The sequence below is a fragment of the Streptomyces sp. NPDC050703 genome (assembly GCF_040654435.1).
In the GTDB taxonomy this organism is placed as follows: Bacteria; Actinomycetota; Actinomycetes; order Streptomycetales; family Streptomycetaceae; genus Streptomyces.
On the sequence record NZ_JBFAHX010000062.1, the window covers coordinates 1 to 22,592 of the forward strand.

The following is a 22,592-nucleotide window of genomic DNA, read 5'->3' on the forward strand; positions in this document are numbered from 1 at the left end:
GTCGGGCAGACGAAGACGACGCGGAAACGGGGCTTCCCGTCCGCGAGATCACGGCCATGGACGTGGTCGAACTGGGGCCGGTTGTGAATCCGGCGTACCCAACCACACAGGCATCACTTCGCTCGATCGAAGAGGCGCTGTGCATCGGGGAGTTCGCGCCCCCGAATGAAGTGCGCGATTCCCAATCGGTGGCCGCTGCCCCGGTTTCTCACCTTGCCGCGCGTGCCCTTGTCCGCGCGCTTTCTAAGTAAGGAGCGTCATGGACGCCACTACCCTTAGCGCGAACTTTGCGGCGCGCGAAAAGGCCACTGCGGAGCTTCGTTCCCTTACCGACGAGTTCGCCGGTAAGCCGATGGACGCCGACGCGACCGCGAAGGAAGAGCGGCTTCTCTCCGCTATTGCGGACTTCGACGGGCGTATCAAGCGCGGCATTGACGCCATTAAGGCGACTGACGCTGTTACGTCCCTGATCTCCGGTCTTCAGGGCTCCGGCTCGCAGCGGTCCGCCGACGTCGCCCAGGACGACGAGACGCGTCTCCGTGAGGGCTCCCTTGCTGAGGCTCGTGCGTGGGAGTTCGCCCCCGAGAAGCGGGACGGTACGAAGGCAGGTAACCCCAACGTTCTGTCGCGCACGCTGTATGGGCAGCTCATTGCTCAGGCAGTCGAGCGTTCCGCGATCATGCGCGGCGGCGCGAGCACGTTCACTACGGCGGACGCGAACCCCATTGACTTCACGGTCATCACGGGTCGCTCGTCGGCGTCCATCGTCGGGGAGACTGCTGAGATCCCCGAGAGCTACCCGACGACTGCTCAGCGCTCGATGGGCGGCTTCAAGTACGGCTTCGCGTCTGTCGTGTCGTACGAGTTCGCCACTGACCAGGTTCTTGACCTTGTCGGCTTCCTGGTGAGTGATGCGGGGCCGGCGATTGGTGACGCGATGGGCCGCCACTTCCTGACTGGTACCGGTACGGGTCAGCCGCGCGGCATCCTCACGGATGCGTCCCCGGCCACTGCGTCGTTCGCGCTGACGGATGCCGACAACAAGGTTTCGGATGCGCTGATTGATCTCTACCACGAAGTTCCGTCGGCGTACCGCACCAACGCGAAGTACGTCGTGAACGATCTTCGTGCAGCGCAGATGCGGAAGCTTAAGGATGCGAACGGTCAGTACCTGTGGCAGTCCGGTCTCACCGTTGGTGCCCCGAACATGTTCAACGGCAAGGTTGTCGAGACTGACGACGGCATGCCCGTGAACAAGGTTCTCTTCGCTGACCTGAGCAAGTACCGGGTCCGCTTTGCGGGGTCGCTTCGCGTTGACCGTTCGGTTGACGCGAAGTTCTCGACTGACCAGATCGTGTACCGGTTCCTTCAGCGTGCGGACGGGCTTCTCGTCGATGCCCGCGGCGCGAAGGTCATGACCGTCGGTACCGGCGCCTAGTCCTGTCTCGGGTGTGGGGCGTTCCGTCTGCTCGTGTGGGTAGGTGGACGCCCCGCCCTGGGCCCTTTGGGAGGGGCGCAGTATGGCGTACGCGACGATTGCACAGCTTCGCGCACTGGCCGGGCTCGACGATGCGGGGCTCTTCCCCGACGAGCTTTTGTCGGAAGCTATTGATTTCTCTGTCGAAACGGTCGAGCAGTATTGCGGCCAGAAGTGGGACACCGCGGAGAACCCGACCCCGGAAACGATTCGTTGGTGTGTGCGCACGCTTGCGCGTCAGTACGTGCTAGATCACGTCTCGCGCATTCCGGATCGCGCACTTCAACTTCAGAGTGAGTACGGTTCCATTCAGCTCGCCCAGGCCGGCGGTAATTGGCGCCCGACGTCGCTCCCTGAAGTGAACGCGAAGATGAACCTATACCGCGTCCGCCTCCCATTTATCTTCATGTGAGGGGCGCGCGTGGCACTGATTTTTGATGCGAAAGTGGCGCTGTTCGAAGCGCTTAAGGTGGTCATGCCCAGCGGGGTGCAGTGCTCTTTCGCAGAGACGGGGGACACGTCGCGGCGAAAGACTGTGTGGCTCGGGGCCACTACTGACGACGACCTTGCCCCGGTGGCTATGCGTGCGGGGCCGAAGCCGACGAACGTAACCGGCTACGTGGAAGTGCAAGCCGTCGTCGTCACGCCTGGAAATCCGGTTGACGCTGAGCGGCAGGTCTACGAAATCCGCGACCACGTGAAGACCGCGTGCGCGGCCCTGAACGCCAACCTTCCCGCTGTTCCGGGGCTGCTTGATGTGCGGCCGGAGTCGGCGTCTGTGGAGTCAACCGAAACAACCGACGGTGCCTATTCGGCGCTAACGCTTCGTGTCCGTGTTCGTGGGCGCGTCTATCAGTAAGGGGGCGCAGCATGGCGCTTGACGCAAGTATCGGTATCGGCCGCGAGGACTCTTACGGCACGCTCTCCGCCGTTGTCGAAGGCTACGAGGGACAGGCGGATTCCTGGAAGACCTCGCGGGAGTTCATTGAGTCGGTGGGGTTCCGGGCGGGTATGCAGACTGCCCGCGCTGACCGCCGCAATATCGTGAACATGGGCGGGGAGGGGGAACTTGAAGTTGACCTTCTCGACGCCGGCGCGGCTTCCCTTCTGAGTGCCGCTTTCGACAAGGTGACTGTCACCGAGTCAGCGGGGATGCGCGTCACGGTCCTTGAGACTTCGGACGTTTCCGAAGCACCTTCGTTCTCGGCTCAGATGGTGCGACCGGGCACCGACGGCAGCAAGGTTGCCTACAAGCATCTGGGTTGCGTTGCCACGGAGTGGAGCCTCACGGCGGAAGTCGAAGAGGCTACGAAGCTTGCTGTGACGTTCGACTTTCAGGACGTTGCGCACACGAGCGCGCCCGCTGAGATTGTCGCCCCGGTGTATCCCGCTGCCGCGTATCCGTACGACTGGACGCGTACGGCCGTGCAGCTCTCGCGTGGGGGCGCTGCTGTGGCGTTTGACGCTACGTCGCTGGAACTTACTGGTGAGCTAGGGCTGAAGACCGACCGGCGATTCCTGCGGGCGAACGAGCTGAAGAAGCGCCCGGTGCGTAACGCGGTGCCGACGTACGAAGGCACCCTTGAAGGCGAGTTCTCGGCTTCGTCTATGGGCCTGTATGAGGCGTTCATTGCTGGCGAAGTGTGCGCGCTGAAGGTGACGTTCACGGGCGTTCTAGCGGGTTCGTCGCTGACGGTTGAGGCTCCCGCGATTCAGTTCACGGGTGAGTCTCCGGAGGCTGCTACCGATGAAGTCACCGTGCACAATCTCCCGTTCCGCATTCTCGACCCCGGTACGGCGGCTGCGCTGAAGCTTACGTATGTGGAGCCGGGCACGGTCGAGCCGTAATGGCGCAACGGTCCGCGTACACGATCCGTGTTGATGGACTGCGGGAGTTTCAGCGGAACGTGCGGAGCCTGCGGGACAAGGAATTGAACAAGGCTGTGCGCGCGGCTAATAAGGCGTCCGGTGACATTCTGATCCCGCAGGCGAAGCACGAAAGCCCGGACGGTAAGCGAGACGCGAAATCGTCTAAGAAGTACCGTCCGGGCAAACTGGACAAGTCTATCAAGGTCACGGCGTCCGCGAAGGCTGCTGTGATCAAAGCGGGTTCCGCGGCTCGCGTTCCTTACGCCGCTGCTATTCATTTCGGCTTTAAGCGCCGCAACATCAGTCCGAACCGTTTCCTTTTTCGCGCCATGGCCCGCAAGTCGGACGTCGTGGCCGCTACGTACGAGCGACGCATTGAAGCCGTCGTCCGCGAATACTTGGAGAGCTAATCATGCCTGCTAAGAAGCCCGCATCTGCGCTGCCTACTGACTTCAAGCTTGACCTGAAGCTTGACTCTCTGACCATTGGCGAGATTTGCGCCATTGAGGACATTACCGGTCAGCCTCTCGACGCGCTGAACAAGCCTGGCACAAAGCGGGGCCCGATGCTGAAGGCCATGGCCTACGTCGTCATGAAGCGGAAGCACCCCGATTTCAGCATCGACGACGCCGACAACCTTCAGATTAACCTGAAGGGCAAGACGGGCGGCAAGGCGGACCCTACCGAAGCCAACGCGTAGTTGCGTGTGCGCGCCTCATTGGGCATTTCCGGGGCCTTACGTGGGCCGACGTGCTCGGTATGGAAGTGCGCGATTTCAACGCGTTGGTTGACCAGATGATAGAAGACCGGGAATCCGAAAAGAAGGAACTCCGTCGGTCTTCTCGCGGACGTGGTGGCGGCAGTGAGCGACGCACACCCGTAATGACGTAAGGGGGTGCGGCGTGGCTAAGCCGATTCAGGTCACGATCATGGGCGACGCCGAGCAGCTCTCGGAGACGCTTGATCAGGCTTCGGAAGAGGTCAGCGCGTTCGGGGAGACCGCAAAGGGGCTCGCCGCTGTTGCGGGTGGCGCCATTGCCATGGGTATCGGGCTCGGCATCGCGGAGGCGCTTGAGAAGGAAGCGGGTACCGACGTCCTTGCCGCCCAACTCGGTGCGACTCCGGCGGAAGCTAAGCGCCTGGGTGAGGCGGCGGGGGCGGTCTTCTCGGATGGTTACGGCGAGTCTGTCGCGGACGCCAACGAAGCGCTTAAGGGTTTGTGGCAACAGGGCCTTGTGCCGGCGGGTGCTACCGCTGACGAAATGGCGGACATTTCGAAGAAGGCTATGAACGTCGCTACGGTCCTGGGCGACGAAGTGGGGCCGACGTCGGCCGCTGTGGGGCAGATGCTTAAGACGGGCCTAGCGAAGAATGCTGAAGAGGCGTTCGACATTCTCGTACGAGGCACGCAGGAAGGCGCGAACAAGAGCGAGGATCTGCTCGACACCTTCAATGAGTACGGTACACAGTTTCGCTCCCTGGGGCTTGACGGCAAGACCGCAATGGGTTTGATCTCCCAGGGGCTTCAGGGCGGTGCGCGTGACGCGGATATCGTCGCGGACTCCCTGAAGGAATTCGGCCTTATCGTCCGTGCGGGTGGCGAAGAGGTCGATGGGGCCTACGCGAAGATGGGCCTTTCTGGCAAGGAGATGACGAAGGCCATTGCCGCGGGTGGGCCAGCTGCGACGAAGGCACTTGACCAGACGCTTGACGGGCTCCGGAAGATTAAGGACCCCGCGGAGCGTTCCGCCCTTGCGGTCACGCTGTTCGGTACCCAAGCGGAGGATATGCAGGATGCCTTGATGAGTCTCGACCCGTCTTCGGCGGTGGAGTCCCTGGGCAAGATCGACGGTGCCGCGAAGACTGCGGGCGAGACGATGCACGACAACGCGTCTACGAAGTTGAAGGCGTTTACGCGCGGCTTGCAAACGGGGGTCGTGGACTTCCTGGGAACGTCGGTTGTCCCCGCCCTTGAAGCCTTCGCGGGGAAGATGGCATACGTCGGGGCGGGCTACGCAGCGGCCACGGGTTTTATCCGGCAGAACAGCACGGCATTCAGCATTGTCGCGACGGCTATCACGATTCTCGTCCTTCCCGCACTGGTTCGGTTGGGTATTCAGCAAGCCATCACAACGGCCGCTGTAGTCACCGGTTGGGCAACGTCAGGCACGGCTTCCGTGACGAGCGCGGCGACTCAGGTAGCGGCCTCATGGGCGACCGTCGGCGGGTGGATAGCGGCGGCGGCAAGGGCTGTTGCGTCGGGTGCGGTCATCGTCGGTCAGTGGCTTCTAATGGGCGCTCAGGCGACTATTCAGGGTGCCCGAATGGCCGCCGCGTGGATTATCGCCATGGGCCCGATTGCGCTGATCATTGCGGCTATCGTCGCACTCGCCGCGCTGATCTGGGCGAACTGGGACACGATCAAGAAGTACACGGTTAAGGCGTTCGAAGCCGTGTGGGCGAAGGTCAAGTGGGCATTCAACCTGATCAAGAACCTGTTTATGAACTTCACGGGTGTCGGACTAATCATTAAGCACTGGGACCGGATAAAGGAAGTCACGGCGAGCGCCTTCCGAGCTGTGCGCGATAAGGCGAAGGAAGGGCTAGACGCTGTGGTTGGGTTCGTCAAGGGGCTCCCTGGGCGAATAGCTTCCGCGGCTGTGCGTCTCGTCGCTGCGGGCAAGGCTGTGGGACGCAACGTGATCGACGGAATCAAGAGCGGCCTTTCCCGACTGGGCGGCTTCGCGTCTTCGCTCGCTTCCGCTGTGGGCCGTGCCGCGAAGGGTGCCATTAACGGTGTGGTCGACCTCTTGAACGCTGCCATCCCGAACAAGCTCGGTTGGGGGAAGCTGAGCATTGATCTGCCGGCGAATCCGATTCCGCGTGTGCGGGCAATGGGCGGTCCCGCGTCGGGTGTCGTCCGGGTTGGCGAGCGTGGTCCGGAGGATGTGCACCTTCCCAACGGCTCTACGGTGATCCCTAACCACAGGATCACAACGGGTGCGGGTGTCACGGTGAACGTTCAGACGAATGCCGATCCGTGGCAGATTGGCCGTGAAGTCGCGTGGGTTCTCCGCACTCGACCGGTGTAGCTCGTACGTACATGGTGCCCCTCAGTTACTGATACTGAGGGGCACCCTTATGCCCGAAGGGGGTTGCCCGGTGGCGGAGTTGAGCGACTGGACGTGTGAATACGGCGGAGTCGTCATGGGGTTGCCGGAGTCTGCTATCTCCATTGTCGGCGTGGATGGACTTCTGTCGCTGCCGGATATTCGGTCCTCTGATTTGACCCTGGTTCAACGTCATGGGCTGTGGCCTGGGCGGGACTACATGAACGGGCGCACGGTGACGCTGACGCTCGAAGTGTACGGCGCGACCCGGGACGAGTTCACGGAAGCGCTGACGGACCTTCAGGCGGCTTTCATGCCAGGTGACGCGGAAACCCCGCTGCGGTTTCGTTTCCCCGGTGTGGCCGCTGACCGTACGGCATACGTGATGGCTCGTGTCCGTAAGCGGAGCGCGCCCCTTGATCTGAACTTCGCGTACCGGACCTGCAACATGGTTGTTGAGCTGTTCGCCACGTCGCCGTTCATGTTCGGGGATGAGGCGCGCTCGGTCACGGTCCGTTCGGTACAGCGCGATAAGCAGCCGGCGGGGCTCGTTCTGCCGGAATCGGTGCCGTGGCTACTCGAAAGTCAGGGGCCCCGCCCGGACGACCGGGTGACTATTTTCAAGCATTACGGCAGCGTCGCGGCGCGTCCCACGCTGACGATTAAGGGTGCCGCGTCTCCGGTCCTTGTGGACGACGCCACGGGCCGCGCGTTCGGCATCAACTATGACGGGACTGTGATTGTCGACTCCGCCGCCGAGACGGTTCGAAATGCGGAAGGCGGAGACGTGAGCGGCTTCGTCACTGCTGACTCAGTGTGGCCGGAGTTCCGCGCGGGTGAACACCGTCTGCGGCTTCGGAGCAGAGATGAATACACGTCCGCGACGGCGACGCTTACTTGGGTAGATAGGTGGGTTTGATGAGTTCCTTTGCATGGTTTCAGGACGGTGTCGGGTACGGGGCTGCTGAGCTTGCCGACTGGCAGGACCGTGTTTTCGTCCGTGGCGGTATGCGGCACGTGTTCCGTACCGCTACGGAGTTTCTGGCGAACTCGAACCAGACTGCCCGCACAGTCTCCATCGGCGCCGGCAGCGTCTTTATCGGGCACCCGACGGGCGGGGGTACGTGGGGTTGGTCGAGCGGCGAGACGGTCGCGGTGCCGATGCCGTCCAACGACAACCCGCGTAAGGATCTCGTCGTTGCCAAGCTGACCACCGCGGCGTCTGGCGGATTCAACGGGCTCGCCATTGAGGTGGTGAAGGGTGTTGCCGCCGCGAGCCCCCAGGTCCCTCAGCGCCCGGACAACGCTGCCGCACTGCTGATTCTCGACGTGCCGAAGGCCACGACCACGTTCACGCTGACTACGGTCCGCACGACGGGCCAGTACCCAGATCAAGCAGCTTTCGCGAACGGCACGACGGCGATCGACTGGGCCGGAGTCCTGCCGTCCCCTGCCGCCTTCCCCGTCGGCTTCACGCTGTTCGACTACGGCACCAATCAGACGTGGACGCGGGCGAAGTCGGGAGACTGGTTCACGACCGATCCGGGACCGTGGCAGGAATGCCGCCTAGTGCCCGTGCAGGCGAAGAGCGGGGTAGCGGTCGGTGTGACCGGGAAGCTGTACGTGCGCGAGGACTCCACTAAGTGGGAACTCTCCGGGCAGTTGAGTTTTTCCCCCGCTACACAAATGGGGCAGCTCGTGAACCCGGCCATGCTGCCCACCTTCGGCGTTTCTCGCCCAACGCAAAATACGTACGGCGCGACCGGGCAGACGTACGACGCAGCGTCGGGCGGTGTCGGTCGTATCGCCCTTATGACGTCCGGTGCCATTGAGTTCGGCGGAGTGGATACGGTGGGGAACGTTTATGTGAACGAACAGTTCTCAAAGTCGCCGTGGAACACCTAGTCACCGACCCCCTTCGTATATGTAGGGGGTGTGCCTAGTGGCCGAATACGAAATCTTTCAGGTCGAAGCCCGGTCCGGCAACGTCATTGCATCGTTGCCGTTCACGGGCCTTAGCTATGGCGAGGCCCTGAACGCCGCGGGGTCGTGCACAGTTGGTATTCCGCTCGATGCGGCGGACCCTGAGACGCTCGCGCCTGGGCGTTCCGGCATCGTCGTTGTGCGGGACGGCGAACCGGACTGGGGCGGACTGCTGTGGACTGCCCAGGCGGACCTAGCCGCGGGAGCCCTCACGCTGAACTCGGCAGGGTGGCACAGCTATTACGCTGGCCGCGTGCTCGAAGACGGGTACAAGACTCGGGGCAGTGACCAAGCGTTCATGCTCCGGCGGTGGCTCGACACGTGCAACGAAGACGGTGGTATCGACACCGATACGTCGGCCATCACGTCCGCGGGCAAGCAGCGTGTCCGCAACTGGACGAAGTACGAATTCAAGGTGGTCGCGGACGCGATAGCTGAGCTAGCGGACGAGTCGGGCGGGTTCCACTTCCGGTATGAAACCTACTGGCGGAACAAGAAGCGCACGCGGGTGGGTAACCGCTTCTATCGCTTCGCGCTGAACGAGTTCGCGTTGCCGTTCACGTTGACGCACCGCGGGAATTGCGACGTTACCCAGGTGTCGTATGACGCGGCGGCAATGGTCACACACGCGTACGCGGTAGGCGCGGATGCGGGCAACGGTAAGAAGCTCGTCGGCACCGCGACGAACAGTATCGAAATGCCTAAGAAACAAGTAGTGACCACGTTCAGCGACGTGAAGAAGACGTCAACACTCACCGATAAGGCGCGCGCAATCGCGGAGGCTGGTCGGTCACCGGTGGCTATTCCGGCGCTGAATCTGTATCCCGGTGTTTTCCGCCCCGCTGACTTCATCGTGGGCACCGCCGGGTTTGTGAAGGTCGACGCCGGCTATGTGCGCGTCAATGGTGAGTACGTGTTGACGGAACGCAAGACCGATGTGGATGAGAACGGCACGGAAGTCACGGCGCTGAGTTTGGCCAACCGAGAGGTTTTCATCAGTGGGGACTAACGGAAACATTCGCCCACCGTCGCTTATTGCGGAGCTGGACGAGATGAAGCGGCGACTATCCGCGGTCGAGCGAAAGCCGGATGTGCTCGCGAAGTTCGACCGGTATCCCACGACCGAATGGGCTGCTGTGGGGCGTGACCGGATCGTGGACAACCCTTGGTCGTCTTGCGGCATAGCCAACGTGACGGGGCTCGTGTACGACCGGGTCGAAGCGCGCTTCATCACGAACCGAATCGTCACGGGGAAGCGGGAAGCGGAAATCCGTCTCGCCGCTTTCAAGCATGATGGCATCGGGAAGGCAGAGTGCGTCAGCGCGTCGAACGTGTGGCGGCTACACGGTACGCCGACGGGCGCTATCAACACGTTCGTCTTCCGCTGGGTGCACGGAATTCCCTTCGGGTGGGATTATGAAGACGATGCAGCCGTTTACACCATTGAGCTTCAGCACCGCTATTTGGTTGGCCCTGACGAGTCGGCCCCGCTGTACCTCGCTGCGCCTCTGAAGTATGGGGCGACAGACGACACCGGGCTGAACGGCTTCAGTTCGACCATTGATGGGGCGAAGTGGTGGCAGCTCTTCTTTAAGGACGGCTCCGGTTGGGCCTGGGGGCGACACCGCATTGGCTCCGATAGCGGCTCATACGCTATATCCAATTTTCATTACTGCGTGGGGTTGTCGGAAGAGCGTTTGCCCGAAGCGACTCCCGCGGGTGGCGGTTGGTCGTCGATGACAAACGTTACGGACGGTGGTCCCAGCGCAATCACAGATCCTTGGGTGGGGTAGGCCGTGGACCTTTCAACTTTTGTTGGCGCTTCCGAGATAGCCGGCGGAGCCTGCCTTTTCCTCATGCTCGTCTACCGGCAGGTGAAGACCGGGGCACGGGACGCATGGCGGGAAGAGGCGGAGGCGCAAACCGCGCGCGCTGACCGGCTGGAAACGGAAGTTGCGCGGCTCATTGACGTCGTGGAAATGCTGCGGGCGGAGAACCGTGAGCTTCGCGAGCGTATTGAAAATCTGATTGGTGGTTCGCATGGCTCTTCCGATTGAGATTCCTACGGTGCGCGTGACGGGGGTGTACCGGGGTCTGGACGGTCGCGGCCTGAAGGGCACCGTTACGTTCACGGGCCCGCCGCTGCTGACGTTCCCCGAATCTGATCTGTTCATCGCGGGCCCGGTTGTGGGGCTGCTCGACGACCTAGGGCAGCTCGTTGACGGTGCCGGGAACGTAGGGGTGCGCCTGCCCGCAACTGACGCGCCGAACATGAACCCAACCGACTGGGCGTACATGGTCACGGTGAACCTGACGGGTATCCCCGGGTCGAGGACGTTCCCGCTCGTCCTGCCGAAGGGCACGGCAAACAACTCGGTGGACCTTGCGGACGTAGCGCCCATGGACCCTGCCACCCCGAACTATGCGGCGGTGCCCGGTCCCCAGGGGCCGCGAGGTGAAGTCGGTCCGCCCGGCCCGCGGGGTGATGTGGGCCCGGTCGGGCCGCAGGGTGCCAAGGGTGATCCGGGGCTCGGCAACGTCGACACCGTGAACGGGAAGTTCGGGCCGGCGGTGGTGCTCACTGCCGCGGACGTGGGCGCGGTACCGCTCAGCGCAAAGCCGGTTTCGACCCACACAGTGACGCTCACGGACCCGGCTCCGACGTCGCTCGTGGTGTTCCGCGCTCCAACGTCGTGTGCGGTCACGGGAGTCCGCGTGTATCTCACGGGGGGCACAAGCGCCACGGTGAATGTGGGGAAGAACGGCACGGACGTTCTTCCCGTTGACCTCTCGGTGTCCACCCCGAATGCCTGGCTTTCCGCCCCGACGCTTCAGAACTCGGATGTGGCCGCGGGCGATTCGTTCGCGGTACACGTTCGCAGCGTGGCGGGCTCCCCGGTGGCGCTGACGTTGCAGCTTGACATGGAGGGGGTGTAGGCGTGCACGCAGTCACCTCTTCCGGCACTCCGGCGCGTTTCCGTGAGCCCGCCCGTGCGCTGACAACTGTGGTCGTTCCTGGCTCCCCGGAGCAGCTCCAAGTTTTCGATGATCACGGGCTGTTGGCGACGCTGACGAAGGGTGCGAAGACGGTTCCCGTACGCGGGCAGACCCGAAGTTTCACGGAGCGCAAGCGTGCGTTCACAGACAACTTCGTGCGTACGGTTTCGGGCGGGTGGGGGCAGTCGCCGGCGGGGGGCACGTGGTTGAACTTGCTTGGCAGCGACGCGAACTTTTACGTGGACGGCTCGCAAGGCTTCATTGTCAACGACGTCGCGAACGTGGGCCGGTACGCGTCACTGAATGATGACAACGTGGCGGACGTCGATGTGTCGTGCAAGCTGACCGTGGACAAGGTTTCGGCGGGGGCGGCTACGTCGGTCGCGTTGGCGGTTTCGTACGCGGATAGCTCGACGCACTACCGGGCGCGTCTGCTGTTCAACACGACGGGCACCGTGCAGCTCGTGTTGGAGCGGGCGGCGGGCAGCACTACGACGCTGGGCGCGGCCACGACAGTCGGCACTGGGTTTGTCGCTAGTCAGTGGTGGCGTGTGCGGATTCAGCGACTGGGCGCAACGGTGAGTTGTCGTGCATGGCTCGATGGCACTCCGGAGCCGTCCACGTGGCTGCACACGGCGACTGACCCGACTCCCATAGGGCCTGGGCGTATCGGCATCCGGTCGTTCGCGAGCAGTGGTTCCACTGCCGTTCCGTTCCACACGGTCGTTGACGACGTGGACGTGCCGCTCGCGACCTGGGCGAGCCCGCCGGTTGTCACGCACGACACGTGGGTGCGCGTGCTCGATGCGCCGTTCTCCGGCACGTGGACGGATGCTCTCGCGGATCAAGTGCGCGCGTGGGCGGTCGACACACGGCCCGACGCTCTCGCATACGCCTTCATGTACGTAACGGGAGCGCCCGACGTCACCGACGCGGAGTTCGCGGGCAAGAGGGTGTTCGGTGAGGCGGGTTACGGCCCGTTGAAGGCGGACGGAACGCGTACCGAGTTCAGCGACTGGAACGATTTTATCGGCGTTCCCTGGGTGTTCCCCAATGGCGAGACGCGCAACTTCCCGCACGGTGACGTCACAATCAGCGGTTGTCTGGACTGTTCGGGCTTTGTGCGCACCGTGTACGGGCGACACATGGGTATCCCGCTGGTTTTTGACCGTGATTTCGATGGCATCAACTTGCCGCGCCGCACCCGCGATATCGGACCTTCGGGCCCCGGTGTGGCGATACAGATGACGCTCGACACCGTGCCCCCGCTGACCGGCATTCAGATTGGTGACGTGGTGCTGTTCGACGCCGACAACACGGAAGCGGCGAACCAGATCGACCACAACGGGATCTATCTAGGGCTCGACACAGCCGGGCACCCGCGCTTCATCAGTTCCCGCAAGGTCGTCAACGGGCCCACCATGAGCGACATGGGCGGTAACTCGACCCTTGACGGTACGGGCACGTACGCAACCCGGCTTCGCATCATCCGAAGATTCTGACAACCCACTACGCACAGCCCCGCAGTAATCCGACTGCGGGGCTTTTTGCTGCACAGAAAGGGGCGCGCATGAGCGTCGCGAAGGTTCTGTCTGTCGCGAAGGCAGAGGTAGGCACGAAGGAAGCTCGCGCCGGCGGGCACTGGGTCAATGACTCGAAGTACAACCACTGGTATGGCCGCATCCCTGGCTACGGGCGCGACGGAATGAACTACCCTTGGTGCGCTGTTTTCGTCGCCTGGGTGGCCGCGAAGGCGGGTGTCCCTGAGCTGTACCCAAAGACCGCGGGTTGCGCTGTGGCGGTCGGTTGGTTCAAGGCGCAGGGTCGCTTCAGCGAGTATCCGGCGGTGGGCGCACAGATATTCTTCGGTAACGGGGGCGGTGCGCACACGGGCATTGTGTACGCGTACGACGCCGATTACGTCTACACCTACGAAGGCAACACGAACGCCCAGGGCGGGGCCGAAGGCGACGGAGTCCACAAGAAGCGGCGGGCCCGCCGGGACCCGTACGTGTACGGCTACGGCTACCCGAAGTTCGCGGAAGGCATCAAGTCCGCTGACCCGAAGTGGGCGAAGCACGCGCCGAAGCCGGGCAAGCCGAAGCCGGGCAAGCCGAAGGCGTACGAGCCGTTCCCCGGTGCCGCATGGTTCAAGGAAGGCCGTAAGTCGCCCGTGATCAAGGCCATGCGTAAGCGGCTGGTAGCCGTTGGCTGCGACCGGTACAAGTCGAGCACTGACCAGGACGTGATCGGTTCCGGTGACGTGGCTTCGTACGAAGCGTGGCAGCGGAAGTGTGGTTACACGGGCGCGGATGCGAAGTGGCCGCCCGGGCGGTCGACGTGGGATGCCCTGAAGGTTCCGAAGGTCAAGTGAAAGGGGCCCGTCATGGGCGAACACAGCAAGGCACCTAGCGGCATCGGGGCGGTTACCGGGTTCCTCCGCCGGCACCGTACGGCCATCCTCGGATTCGCGGCGGGTGCGGTGGCCGCGGTTACCGCAATCAAGCCCGACTTCCCCGGGGAGGCAGTTCTGCACGCCGTTAACGCGCTGCTCGGTATCGCAGCCTAGTTACCGACTCCCTTCGGGGCGTGTGAGAGATCACGTCGTGAGGGGAGTCAGGCATGTCCTATTACAGGAACGTGGGATTGATCGGGCGCGCTCGGGCAGGGAAGGACACAGTGGCGGAACGGCTGGCGCAGCGATTCGCGTATCAGCCGGTGGCCTTCGCTGACAAGCTGAAGGATGCAGCGCTGAGGGCGAACCCGATCATCGACTACGTGAACATGGGCGCCGGGGCGGTCCCTAGCCATGCTCCCGTCACTCTGTCGGAGATTGTGGCCGCTGACGGATGGGAGTCAGCGAAGGACAACTACCCGGAGGTTCGCCGATTCCTTCAGAACTACGGTCAGACGGTCCGCGAGATCGACCCGGAGTTCTGGATTCGGGCGGCAACCCCTGCCATTGCCGCAGCGGAGCGCCTGGGCCTTCCGGTCGTCGTGACGGACGTGCGATACCTGAACGAAGTCGTGGCCCTTCAGCAGCGGGGCTTCACCATGATCAGGGTCAACCGACCCGGCTCCGCTCTCGGAGGTGCCGCAGCGGAACACCTGAGCGAAACGGAGCTTGACGACTACGTACCGCGTCTCGCGGTCGAGAACACGGGGACTCTTGAGGACCTGAAGCGGGTGGTCGACACGCTCGCTCTCCCCCACAACTACTGAGCCCCGCCCCCTACCAACTGCCTTCGGGTGGTCGGTAGGGGGCGTTTTTTTTTGTCATCTTGCGGGTGCCTACTCACGTGAGTACTCTCTGCGGGCGGTAGTGTCACGCACAACCTACTCATATGAGTAGGCCGGTCCAATCACGCTCATCCGTTACTGTGGGGCTCGCCGACACCCCCCATCAGGAGAGGCACACATGCCCGCGAAGAAGACTGACGCCCCGGACGCCGATGCGCTGACGAGCGAAGTGCACACGGCGATCGATGCGCTAAAGGCTCTTGACCCATCCGCAAAGGACACGCCCAGCAAGGCCGACGCGCTGAAGAGGGAGGCGGACTCGACGATTCGGAAACTGCCGGCGGAGAGGCGCAACACGCTGCGAACCGAAGTGCGCAATGCCCACAAAGCAGCCAAAGAGGCTCCGGTAGCGAGCAAGGCCGTAGAAGCTCGTCCCGCCCCGCAGACGACTGTGTACGCCGATGATCCGTTGGCGTACGAAGGCGTGCCCGAACTCGTCGCTGACGGGGTTAAGGAGTTTAAGGCGGGGCTTGCCCTGGGCCTGAAGTTGGGCAACGTCGGAGAGCGCTTGGCGCGCATCCTGCTCGACACTCGCCTCGCAATCCGGAACCCGGACGCGGGCAACCTGCCCGACCTTATGGCAGACAGGAAGACGACGAAGAACGCTGCGAATCTCGTCTACAGCCGTGTACGCAAGGCCATTTCTGATGATGATCAGAAGCAGCTCGACGCACACGGCGCGTTGGTTCGCGCGACACAGAACAAGGCTTCGGATGTGCTCGTTGACTGGCTCCACAGTTTCGACACGTCCGACCGCGCGGAGGCTGCACAGATTGCGTTGGAGCTGTTCCCCGGTGTCGAGAAGCACCTGAACGACGACGCGCCGGTTTCAGAGGCAATCCGCGCGGTGTATGCAGCGCACGACGTCACACTCCCCCGGTACGGGCGCACAGAACTCGCGCGGATTGACCGCCGATTGAAGAAGCTCGACGCGGCCACGAAGGATCTCGAAGCACTACAGGATGCGGACGACGCCGACGCATCGGATATCGCGAAGCTCGAAGACACGATCTCGGACCTGAAGGCGGAGATTCCCGCTGACGTACTGGAGAAGCGCAGCGAGCCGGAGAAGACGGACGCGGAGCGTGCCACCGAAGCGATCGACGCGGCGAAGGCACAGCTCAGCAAAGCGGGGAAGCGCTTCAAGAAGGTTCGCGGTGCGGACAAGCGCAAGGCGAAGGCGCAGATGTACGTGATCATCCGCGAAATGGCTGAAGAGTTCGAGCTTGATCTGAGTGCGCTCGTTCCGTCGGACGACGCGTAAGCAACCCCCAGCCCCGTCGGTGACCGTCGCCGGCGGGGCTTCGTCATGCCGTCACAGCGCTGCACCCGCTCTAACCAGCGGGAAGTGATGGAGTGACGTTGTGACTCATTTTTCAGATTCACATAAGAAGTCTCTAAGGCATCCTGGACTTCGCCTCACTGCGTCTCTGCGTCACCCGCCCCGCTGGTCAGTCACCGACTCCCTTCATTCCGAGTAGAGATACCTACTCGAAGGGAGCGTCACCTTGCCGAAGGTACGCACGATCTACAGGGGCGGAAGCCGCTTCTACATCCATCCGACGGACCGCGACGTTGCGCACCCTGGCGTGACCACCGTTATCGGGATGCTGCCCAAGCAGGATTTCCTTGGGCCGTGGAACGCGAAGATGGCCGCGACGCTCGCCGTTGACTCACTCGACTTCGTGGCCGACATGGCCGCGCGGGATCGTGAGGGAGCCATTCAGTACATCTCCGGTGCCGCGCGCCGGTACACGAAGGTCCGCGCAGACCTGGGCAGCGAGGCGCACGACCTCTTCGAGCGGCTGATCCGCGGCGAGTACGTCGGCCGTGTGCGCGCTGATCTCACTCCGTACGTTGCGCACTTCCGTGAGTTCCTGGACGCGGTGAACCCCGAGCTGTTCCGCGCGGAAGACGTCGCCTGGTCGGACACCTACGGCTACGCAGGAAGCTTCGACGTCGTGATGCGGGTGTGGCTCGACGACGACGGCAATCCAACTCCGGACCGTTCCGGCACGCCGCATCTGATCATGGGCGACTGGAAGACGAGCAAGTCGACGTATTCGGACGTGGCCCTTCAGCTCGCCGCGTACGCCAACGCCGATTACATCATCGACGCAGAAGGCAACCGTTCGCCCATGCCGGAGTTTGACGGTGCCGCTGTGTTGCACGTGACTGACGAGACCTGGGCGTTCAAGCCGGTTGACATCGGGCCCGACGTGTTCGCCTACTTCCTGCACCTTCGGGCGACGTTCGATTGGCAGCGGGACAAGTCGCGTTCGGTGATCGGGAAGCCGATTGCGCGCAAGGCCGGCGGGAAGCTCGTCACCGGTACGCAGAGGCGGGCGCGATAGTGGCACGGGTGCGCGTGTTCCTGCGAAGTGGGTCGACGTTCGAAGTTGCCGCTGACGTTGTGGAAGTGACATCGACGAACAACGAGCTGACCGGGTGGTCTGTACGGGACGCTGTAGGGGACAAGACGCTCTATCTGCGCCTTGCCGACGTATCCGCAGTGCTCGAACTTCGGGAGGGCCGCGCGTGAAGCGTGAACAGTTTTGGCGCGTCAAGCCGGGCCGTTACCCGTTCCGTACTGCGGAAGCTCGTGTGCAGCTCCGCGAGAAGACGCGCTTCGGCTCCGTGCTGCTTGACGAGTTCGCCGTGTGGGTTGACGACGTCGAACCGGCCGTTGCGGTCGAGCGTGCGAAGCGTGTGATCCGTGCTCGCCGCGCTCGGGCGGACGCCGTACAGGCCGTGATGGGTGACTCGCCCGCGAAGGAGGTATAGCCATGCTCGCAACGCACACAAGTCGTATGCACCCGTTTAGCGTGCACCTGACGCGCGCCGAACTGAGCGAGCTTCTTGACGAGTTCGCTGACGCTGTTCCGTTCGACCCGGACGAGCTTCCTCAGCTGGCCAACCTCCGTAGGAAGCTGACCAAACTCACGGGGACGAAGCAGGGTGATCGCGCATGACCAACTGCCTTTGCAATCCGCAGAATCCGGGGCTGTGCTCGAAGTGCGGCGGCTAGTCACCGACTCCCTTACTGGCGTTTGAGAGAAAACGACTAAGGGAGAAGCAATGAAGGTTTCCACGAAGCGTGCCCTGAAGGATCTCGGCGCGGTGGTAGCGACCGGTGTCGTGGCCGGCCTACTCGTGCTCGCGATGCTGTTCGTCCTTGCCTGGGCGCTCATGCTCGTCATCGGCATGTGGCACGGTCACAACTCCGACGTCCCCGCCCTGGGGCTCGTCGACTGTGCTTTCGCAGTAACCGTGATGAGCTTCTTCGGGCTGCTCGTCGCCCCGCGAGTCAGTAAGTAGCAGCGAAAACCCCCAGTGCCCTTACACGGGTGCCGGGGGTTTTTCTGCGTTCAGGGGCACGTCACCGACTCCCTTACTCCCAAGTGGCAGAGAACACCCAGACGGACGGGAAGCCGGAAGCGTGAGCCGATGCGATTCGCACGTGAGCGCTGACCCTTCCCGTCCGCCTTACTACGGGAGTAGCGAATGGCGAAGCGGTCGATTTGGGCGGGCGACGAAGAGAACAAGCCGAAGAAGCGGGAAACGTACAGTGACGACACCGTGGGCCGCTTCTCCTCCGGGTATCAGGAGTGGGACGAGAAGTCGAAGAAGATGCTTCCCGTTGCGCTGAGCGAGTGGCGCGTATCGACCGGTGAGAGGTCCGTGGCCGACGCTGTGGCGCAGCTCTTCGGCGGCGCGGTGAAGGAAGACGAAGACTCGCAGTCGGAGCACTTCATCGACGTCTTCACCGAGCAGCCCAAGGTGTCGGTCATCATCGAACAGGGTGACATCGACTGGGACATGAGGCTCTGGTGGAACTCGAAGCTGAAGCACCACTGCGACGGGTACGAGTTCCTGTCCCACCCCAGCGACGAGAAGCTGATTGGCGAGCCTTGCGGGTGCCCGACTCTCTTCGACGAGCGTAAGAGTGCCGCGAAGGAAGGCGACGCGCCGAACCCGAACCAGTGGGTCAACTTCCGCCTGGCCGACGATCCGGAGCTTGGCACGTTCAAGTTCACCACGGGCTCGTGGACGCTGTTCAAGGTCATTCACGAAGCTCAGGATGATCTGGAGCGCATCGGCCAGGGCGGCCCCGTGCTCGCTGAGCTTGAGCTTGAGCTTGTCGAGTTCACCCCCAAGAAGGGGAAGATGAAGGGCAAGCTCGTGTCCTACTACAAGCCCGCCATCCACGTGCTGAAGGCGTACAACGACGCCACAGCGGACGACGCCGAGTGAGCCCGGACGAGCAGGAACTTGCCACCCGCGTCATGCGTACATATTCGGATGAACTCGTTTCTCGTCCGCTGTGGCTGTGGCGGCCCGAGATCGTACCGTTCGTGATGAGTGAGCGACGTCGGCGATTCGGCATCCCCACGGCGGACGACTTCGATCCGGAGTACCGCTAGGTGGCCCAACGTCGAACGGTCACCGACTATGCCGGCGAAGCCCTGTACGTCGGTGACCTCATCACCTACGCAACCCGCTGCGGCAACGGAACACGAGCGGCCGACGCCATCATCCGGGAAGTCGAGATACGCAAGGTGTCCGGCAAGCGCTTCCCGTTCCTGAAGGTACAGCCGACCGGCGTTGAATCCCGCGACGGGTTGACCGAACGCAAGACACTCCGCGCCGAATGGATAGGCACGGATCATGTACGCCTGTTGCGCAGTCGCGTGACGGGGGCAACCGAGTAGCAGGCACGGGCGAGCCCCGGACGAAGTACGCAAGCATGCGCGCTTCGTCCGGGGCTTCTCGCGTTCAACCTACTCACGTGAGTAGACAGGGGTGGGGCATGGCAACGTTTGTCATTCTTCCGGAGGCAGCGCCGGCCATTGGGGATGTTCGTGCGGCGACGGTGGGGGATGCCGTCGTTGTGCACGCGGACGCGACACAGCGGAAGGACTGGGGCCGTTACGCAGACGCGCTGACGGTGGCCATGGCCAGAGGCGCGGAGGTTGTGACGGGGTTCGGCCGTGGCGCATGACGCAACGTGCCCGTGCGCACCGTGCAAGGCGAAGCGCCGTAAGGGCTACATCAAGGAGTACTACCGCAAGCTGCCGAAGGACAAGCGGCACACGCTGACACAACGGAAGCGCGCCCAGGCGTACGGGGTCGAGCACGCGGAGTACAGCCGCACCGAGATCATGCGCCGTTGGGGGTACCGCTGCGCCTACTGCAACGAGCGGGCCACGCATCTTGACCACGTGCATCCGCTGAGCAAGGGCGGGGCCGACGCTGCGCACAACATGGTTCCTGCGTGCGCGAAGTGCAACCTGAGCAAGGGGGCGAAGACGCTCGCACAGTGGGCAGCAACGTTCCGTCCGGCGACCTAGTCACCGACTCCCTTACGGGCCGCTGAGAGTAGCTACCGAAGGGGTCACCGTGGAGTTCGCGGACATTTTGAACCGATTCACACAGCTCAGCGAGCAGCCCGACGGGGGGTACCTCGCACTGTGTCCCGCGCATGCCGACTCGCGTCCGTCGCTGCGTATCTGGCGGGGGGACGATCTGAAGGTGCGGATGACGTGCCGTGCCGGGTGCGAGACGAACAGCGTTCGCCTTGCCGCACGGCTCAACTGGGAAGACCTTTTCGACGCGACCGGCCCCGGCTCGACGGTGCCCAAGGAGAAGCCGAAGATGGTAAGTGGCGCGCCCGTGGCCCGACTTCGCATGTGGCTCGAATCGCGGAGCCTCACGGCGGATGCTGCGGCTTACGCGGGAACCCGGTTCGGACTGAGCCCCGAAGAGTCCGCACGCCTGGGACTTATCGCGTCACCTGCCAACCCGACTCGCGTCGACGACAACTTCCCGGAATTCCTGTCTTCGGCATTCCTGCGCTATCCGCGTCTCGTCGTGCCGCTGCGAGGCTTCGACGGAGTGATTCGCGGCGCCCAGGGCCGTGACCTCTCAGGCAAGTGCCCCGGCCGGTGGCTCTCCCTGAGCAACCCCGACGGGCAGCGCTGGGCGCAGTACGGCGTGTTCCGGGGAGAGGCTGGCTACGGCGTCGTGCTGATCACCGAAGGACCGGGTGACGCGCTCACAGCCGTATCGGTCGGTTACGACGCCGTAGCCATCCGGGGCGCTTCCCTTGTCAACAACCCCGAGCTTGTCGCCGAGTTGGCGGAGGGTCTGAAGGGGTCCCAGGTCATCGTGTGCGGCGACAACGACGTAGCGGGTAAGAGCTTCACGCTGCGAGTGTCGGAAGGTCTGGCAGCGCACGGGATAGACGTCTACGCGTTGACCATTCAGGAGGAAATGGACGACCTTACGGACTGGCGCGAGTGGCACCCGCAGTCTTTCCCCGCGTCGCTCCACCGTGCAGTCAAGGGAGCCCGTCCCGTGAAGCCCCGCGCCCAGGTCGAAGCGGAGCACCGGAAGGCGGAGGTTGCGCACCGCACTGGGGCCGTGCAGGTATCGAGTGACCAGGGTGCCGACGCTGCCCGCATCCTGGGTGAGCTTGTCAGCACCTACGGCGAGTCCGACGCGATGAACGCGCATGCACTTGTGGCGTGGACTGACGGCAGGGTCAAGCACGCTCCAGGGCTCGGCTTCTTCGTGTGGGACGGAGTGACCTGGGTCAAGAGCGCAACGCGCGTGCGACAGGAGATTCACGCCATGGGCGCGGCACTCGTCCTCGCTGGGTGTCTGCCGGAGTCCAAGGGTTTCACGATGACGACGCGCATTGACGCGCTGATGACGGAGCTTCGCAGCGTTCCCAGCGTGCACGTTGACGCCGCAGAGTTTGACGCGCAGCCACATCTTCTGAGCTTCCGCAATGGCGTCGTGGACCTTCGCACCGGCCGGCTTCGGGCGCACGACAAGGGCGACATGATCACAGTGTCGATGCCCAGCGATTACGACCCGGATGCGAAGGCCCCGCGCTGGGAGCAGTTCCTCACGGAAATCTTCCCGAGCAACCCGGACCTTGTGCCGTACATGCAACGGCTCGTCGGATACGGCATTACCGGCGAGACGAGCGAGCAGTGTTTTGCGGTGCTGTGGGGCAAGGGAAGCAACGGCAAATCAGTGTTCACGGAGACGTGTACGGACCTCTTCGGGCCCGTCACTAAGACGACGCCGTTCGCAACATTCGAAGACAAGGGGAATGGTGGGGGCATCCCGAACGATCTCGCCGCACTCCGTGATGCGCGTGTGGTCATGGCGTCCGAAGGCGAGTCGGGCAAGCCTATGAGCGAGGCCGTGTTGAAGCGCGTCACGGGTAAGGACAAGGTCACGGCGAGATTCTTGAGACAGGAATTCTTCACGTTCACGCCGAAGTTCCTGATCATGCTTGCGACGAACCACAAGCCGCGCTTCAAGTCGCAGGACGAAGGCTTGTGGCGCAGGGTGAAGTTGATCCCGTTCACCCGCTACTTCGCTCCGGACGAGCGGGACTATTCCCTTGACCGGAAGCTTAAGGGCGAAGCCGCGGGCATCGTTGCTTGGGCCGTGCGGGGCGCTGTGGAGTGGTACGCGAACGGCCTGGGTGACCCGGAATCGATCTCCGCAGCGACGCGCGAGTACCGGGCGACTTCCGACGCACTCGCCGGCTTCTTCCCCGGTGTGCTCGAAAAGGCAGACGACACACACGTCGTTCCGGGCGCGGACGCGTACACGGCGTACACCGATTGGTGTGAGGCGGAAGGCTTGCAGCGCAAGGAAGTGTGGTCGCGCAAGGCGTTTTACAGCGCCATGGAGGAGCGCGAGGTTGAGAAGAAGAAGACGAACAAGGGCATTGCGCTTATGGGTGTGAAGTTCGCGGACGTGCCTGACGCCGCGGCAGGTCCCGGCATCTTCGGGGGCGCCGCATAGCCATACCTGGCCCCGACTACTCCTTA

Annotated in this window: 26 protein-coding genes; all 26 read left to right on the top strand. The window is 63.3% G+C overall.

Going from position 1 to position 22,592, the window contains the following annotated elements:
* On the top strand, positions 1–251 hold a 251-nt coding region (locus AB0I16_RS33170), incomplete at its 5' end, for an HK97 family phage prohead protease (protein ID WP_363253385.1).
* 8 nt (positions 252–259) lie between these two features.
* On the top strand, positions 260–1,438 hold the full coding sequence (locus AB0I16_RS33175) for a phage major capsid protein (protein ID WP_363253386.1): 1,179 nt from the start codon (positions 260–262) through the stop codon (positions 1,436–1,438).
* 82 nt (positions 1,439–1,520) lie between these two features.
* Positions 1,521–1,889, top strand: coding sequence for a hypothetical protein (locus AB0I16_RS33180; RefSeq protein ID WP_363253387.1), 369 nt, complete (start codon positions 1,521–1,523; stop codon positions 1,887–1,889).
* 9 nt (positions 1,890–1,898) lie between these two features.
* Positions 1,899–2,336, top strand: coding sequence for a hypothetical protein (locus AB0I16_RS33185; RefSeq protein ID WP_363253388.1), 438 nt, complete (start codon positions 1,899–1,901; stop codon positions 2,334–2,336).
* An 11-nt stretch (positions 2,337–2,347) separates the two neighbouring features.
* Positions 2,348–3,325 (top strand): phage tail tube protein, encoded by a 978-nt coding sequence (locus tag AB0I16_RS33190; RefSeq protein WP_363253389.1) that lies wholly within the window; start codon positions 2,348–2,350, stop codon positions 3,323–3,325.
* On the top strand, positions 3,325–3,756 hold the full coding sequence (locus AB0I16_RS33195; protein ID WP_363253390.1) for a hypothetical protein: 432 nt from the start codon (positions 3,325–3,327) through the stop codon (positions 3,754–3,756). The genes AB0I16_RS33190 and AB0I16_RS33195 overlap by 1 nt, the downstream gene beginning before the upstream one ends.
* A 2-nt stretch (positions 3,757–3,758) precedes the next feature.
* Positions 3,759–4,046, top strand: coding sequence for a hypothetical protein (locus AB0I16_RS33200; protein WP_363253391.1), 288 nt, complete (start codon positions 3,759–3,761; stop codon positions 4,044–4,046).
* A gap of 202 nt (positions 4,047–4,248) precedes the next feature.
* Positions 4,249–6,438: a phage tail tape measure protein gene (locus AB0I16_RS33205; protein WP_363253392.1), complete on the top strand. Its 2,190-nt coding sequence runs from the start codon at positions 4,249–4,251 to the stop codon at positions 6,436–6,438.
* A 70-nt stretch (positions 6,439–6,508) separates the two neighbouring features.
* Positions 6,509–7,375 (top strand): hypothetical protein, encoded by an 867-nt coding sequence (locus AB0I16_RS33210; RefSeq protein WP_363253393.1) that lies wholly within the window; start codon positions 6,509–6,511, stop codon positions 7,373–7,375.
* Complete coding sequence (locus tag AB0I16_RS33215; protein WP_363253394.1) at positions 7,375–8,361, top strand: hypothetical protein; 987 nt, start codon at positions 7,375–7,377, stop codon at positions 8,359–8,361. The genes AB0I16_RS33210 and AB0I16_RS33215 overlap by 1 nt, the downstream gene beginning before the upstream one ends.
* Before the next feature lie 37 nt (positions 8,362–8,398).
* On the top strand, positions 8,399–9,448 hold the full coding sequence (locus AB0I16_RS33220; protein WP_363253395.1) for a hypothetical protein: 1,050 nt from the start codon (positions 8,399–8,401) through the stop codon (positions 9,446–9,448).
* Positions 9,438–10,232 (top strand): hypothetical protein, encoded by a 795-nt coding sequence (locus tag AB0I16_RS33225; protein WP_363253397.1) that lies wholly within the window; start codon positions 9,438–9,440, stop codon positions 10,230–10,232. The genes AB0I16_RS33220 and AB0I16_RS33225 overlap by 11 nt, the downstream gene beginning before the upstream one ends.
* A 3-nt stretch (positions 10,233–10,235) precedes the next feature.
* The gene (locus AB0I16_RS33230; protein ID WP_363253399.1) at positions 10,236–10,496 is read left to right on the top strand and encodes a hypothetical protein; all 261 of its coding nucleotides are present in this window, start codon (positions 10,236–10,238) and stop codon (positions 10,494–10,496) included.
* A complete protein-coding gene (locus AB0I16_RS33235; protein WP_363253400.1) occupies positions 10,480–11,376 on the top strand; it encodes a hypothetical protein in 897 nt (298 codons plus the stop codon). Before AB0I16_RS33230 ends, AB0I16_RS33235 begins: the two co-directional genes overlap by 17 nt.
* 2 nt (positions 11,377–11,378) lie before the next feature.
* A complete protein-coding gene (locus AB0I16_RS33240) occupies positions 11,379–12,938 on the top strand; it encodes an NlpC/P60 family protein (protein ID WP_363253401.1) in 1,560 nt (519 codons plus the stop codon).
* Between the two features lie 68 nt (positions 12,939–13,006).
* Positions 13,007–13,810 carry a peptidoglycan-binding protein gene (locus AB0I16_RS33245; RefSeq protein ID WP_363253402.1) on the top strand — a complete coding sequence of 268 codons (804 nt, stop codon included), beginning with the start codon at positions 13,007–13,009 and terminating at the stop codon, positions 13,808–13,810.
* 248 nt (positions 13,811–14,058) lie between these two features.
* On the top strand, positions 14,059–14,658 hold the full coding sequence (locus AB0I16_RS33250) for a hypothetical protein (protein WP_363253403.1): 600 nt from the start codon (positions 14,059–14,061) through the stop codon (positions 14,656–14,658).
* Positions 14,659–14,854: 196 nt separating this feature from the next.
* A complete protein-coding gene (locus tag AB0I16_RS33255) occupies positions 14,855–16,000 on the top strand; it encodes a hypothetical protein (RefSeq protein WP_363253404.1) in 1,146 nt (381 codons plus the stop codon).
* A 244-nt stretch (positions 16,001–16,244) separates the two neighbouring features.
* A complete protein-coding gene (locus tag AB0I16_RS33260; protein ID WP_363253405.1) occupies positions 16,245–17,090 on the top strand; it encodes a hypothetical protein in 846 nt (281 codons plus the stop codon).
* 184 nt (positions 17,091–17,274) lie between these two features.
* A complete protein-coding gene (locus AB0I16_RS33265; RefSeq protein WP_363253406.1) occupies positions 17,275–17,520 on the top strand; it encodes a hypothetical protein in 246 nt (81 codons plus the stop codon).
* Between the two features lie 2 nt (positions 17,521–17,522).
* Positions 17,523–17,708: a hypothetical protein gene (locus AB0I16_RS33270; RefSeq protein ID WP_363253407.1), complete on the top strand. Its 186-nt coding sequence runs from the start codon at positions 17,523–17,525 to the stop codon at positions 17,706–17,708.
* 106 nt (positions 17,709–17,814) lie between these two features.
* Positions 17,815–18,054 (top strand): hypothetical protein, encoded by a 240-nt coding sequence (locus AB0I16_RS33275; RefSeq protein WP_363253408.1) that lies wholly within the window; start codon positions 17,815–17,817, stop codon positions 18,052–18,054.
* A gap of 186 nt (positions 18,055–18,240) precedes the next feature.
* On the top strand, positions 18,241–18,990 hold the full coding sequence (locus tag AB0I16_RS33280) for a hypothetical protein (protein ID WP_363253409.1): 750 nt from the start codon (positions 18,241–18,243) through the stop codon (positions 18,988–18,990).
* 170 nt (positions 18,991–19,160) lie between these two features.
* Entirely contained in the window at positions 19,161–19,448 is a 288-nt protein-coding gene (locus tag AB0I16_RS33285) for a hypothetical protein (protein ID WP_363253410.1), read from the top strand.
* Between the two features lie 279 nt (positions 19,449–19,727).
* Complete coding sequence (locus AB0I16_RS33290; RefSeq protein WP_363253411.1) at positions 19,728–20,087, top strand: HNH endonuclease; 360 nt, start codon at positions 19,728–19,730, stop codon at positions 20,085–20,087.
* A 49-nt stretch (positions 20,088–20,136) separates the two neighbouring features.
* Positions 20,137–22,566, top strand: coding sequence for a phage/plasmid primase, P4 family (locus AB0I16_RS33295; RefSeq protein ID WP_363253412.1), 2,430 nt, complete (start codon positions 20,137–20,139; stop codon positions 22,564–22,566).
* Positions 22,567–22,592: the final 26 nt, after the last annotated feature.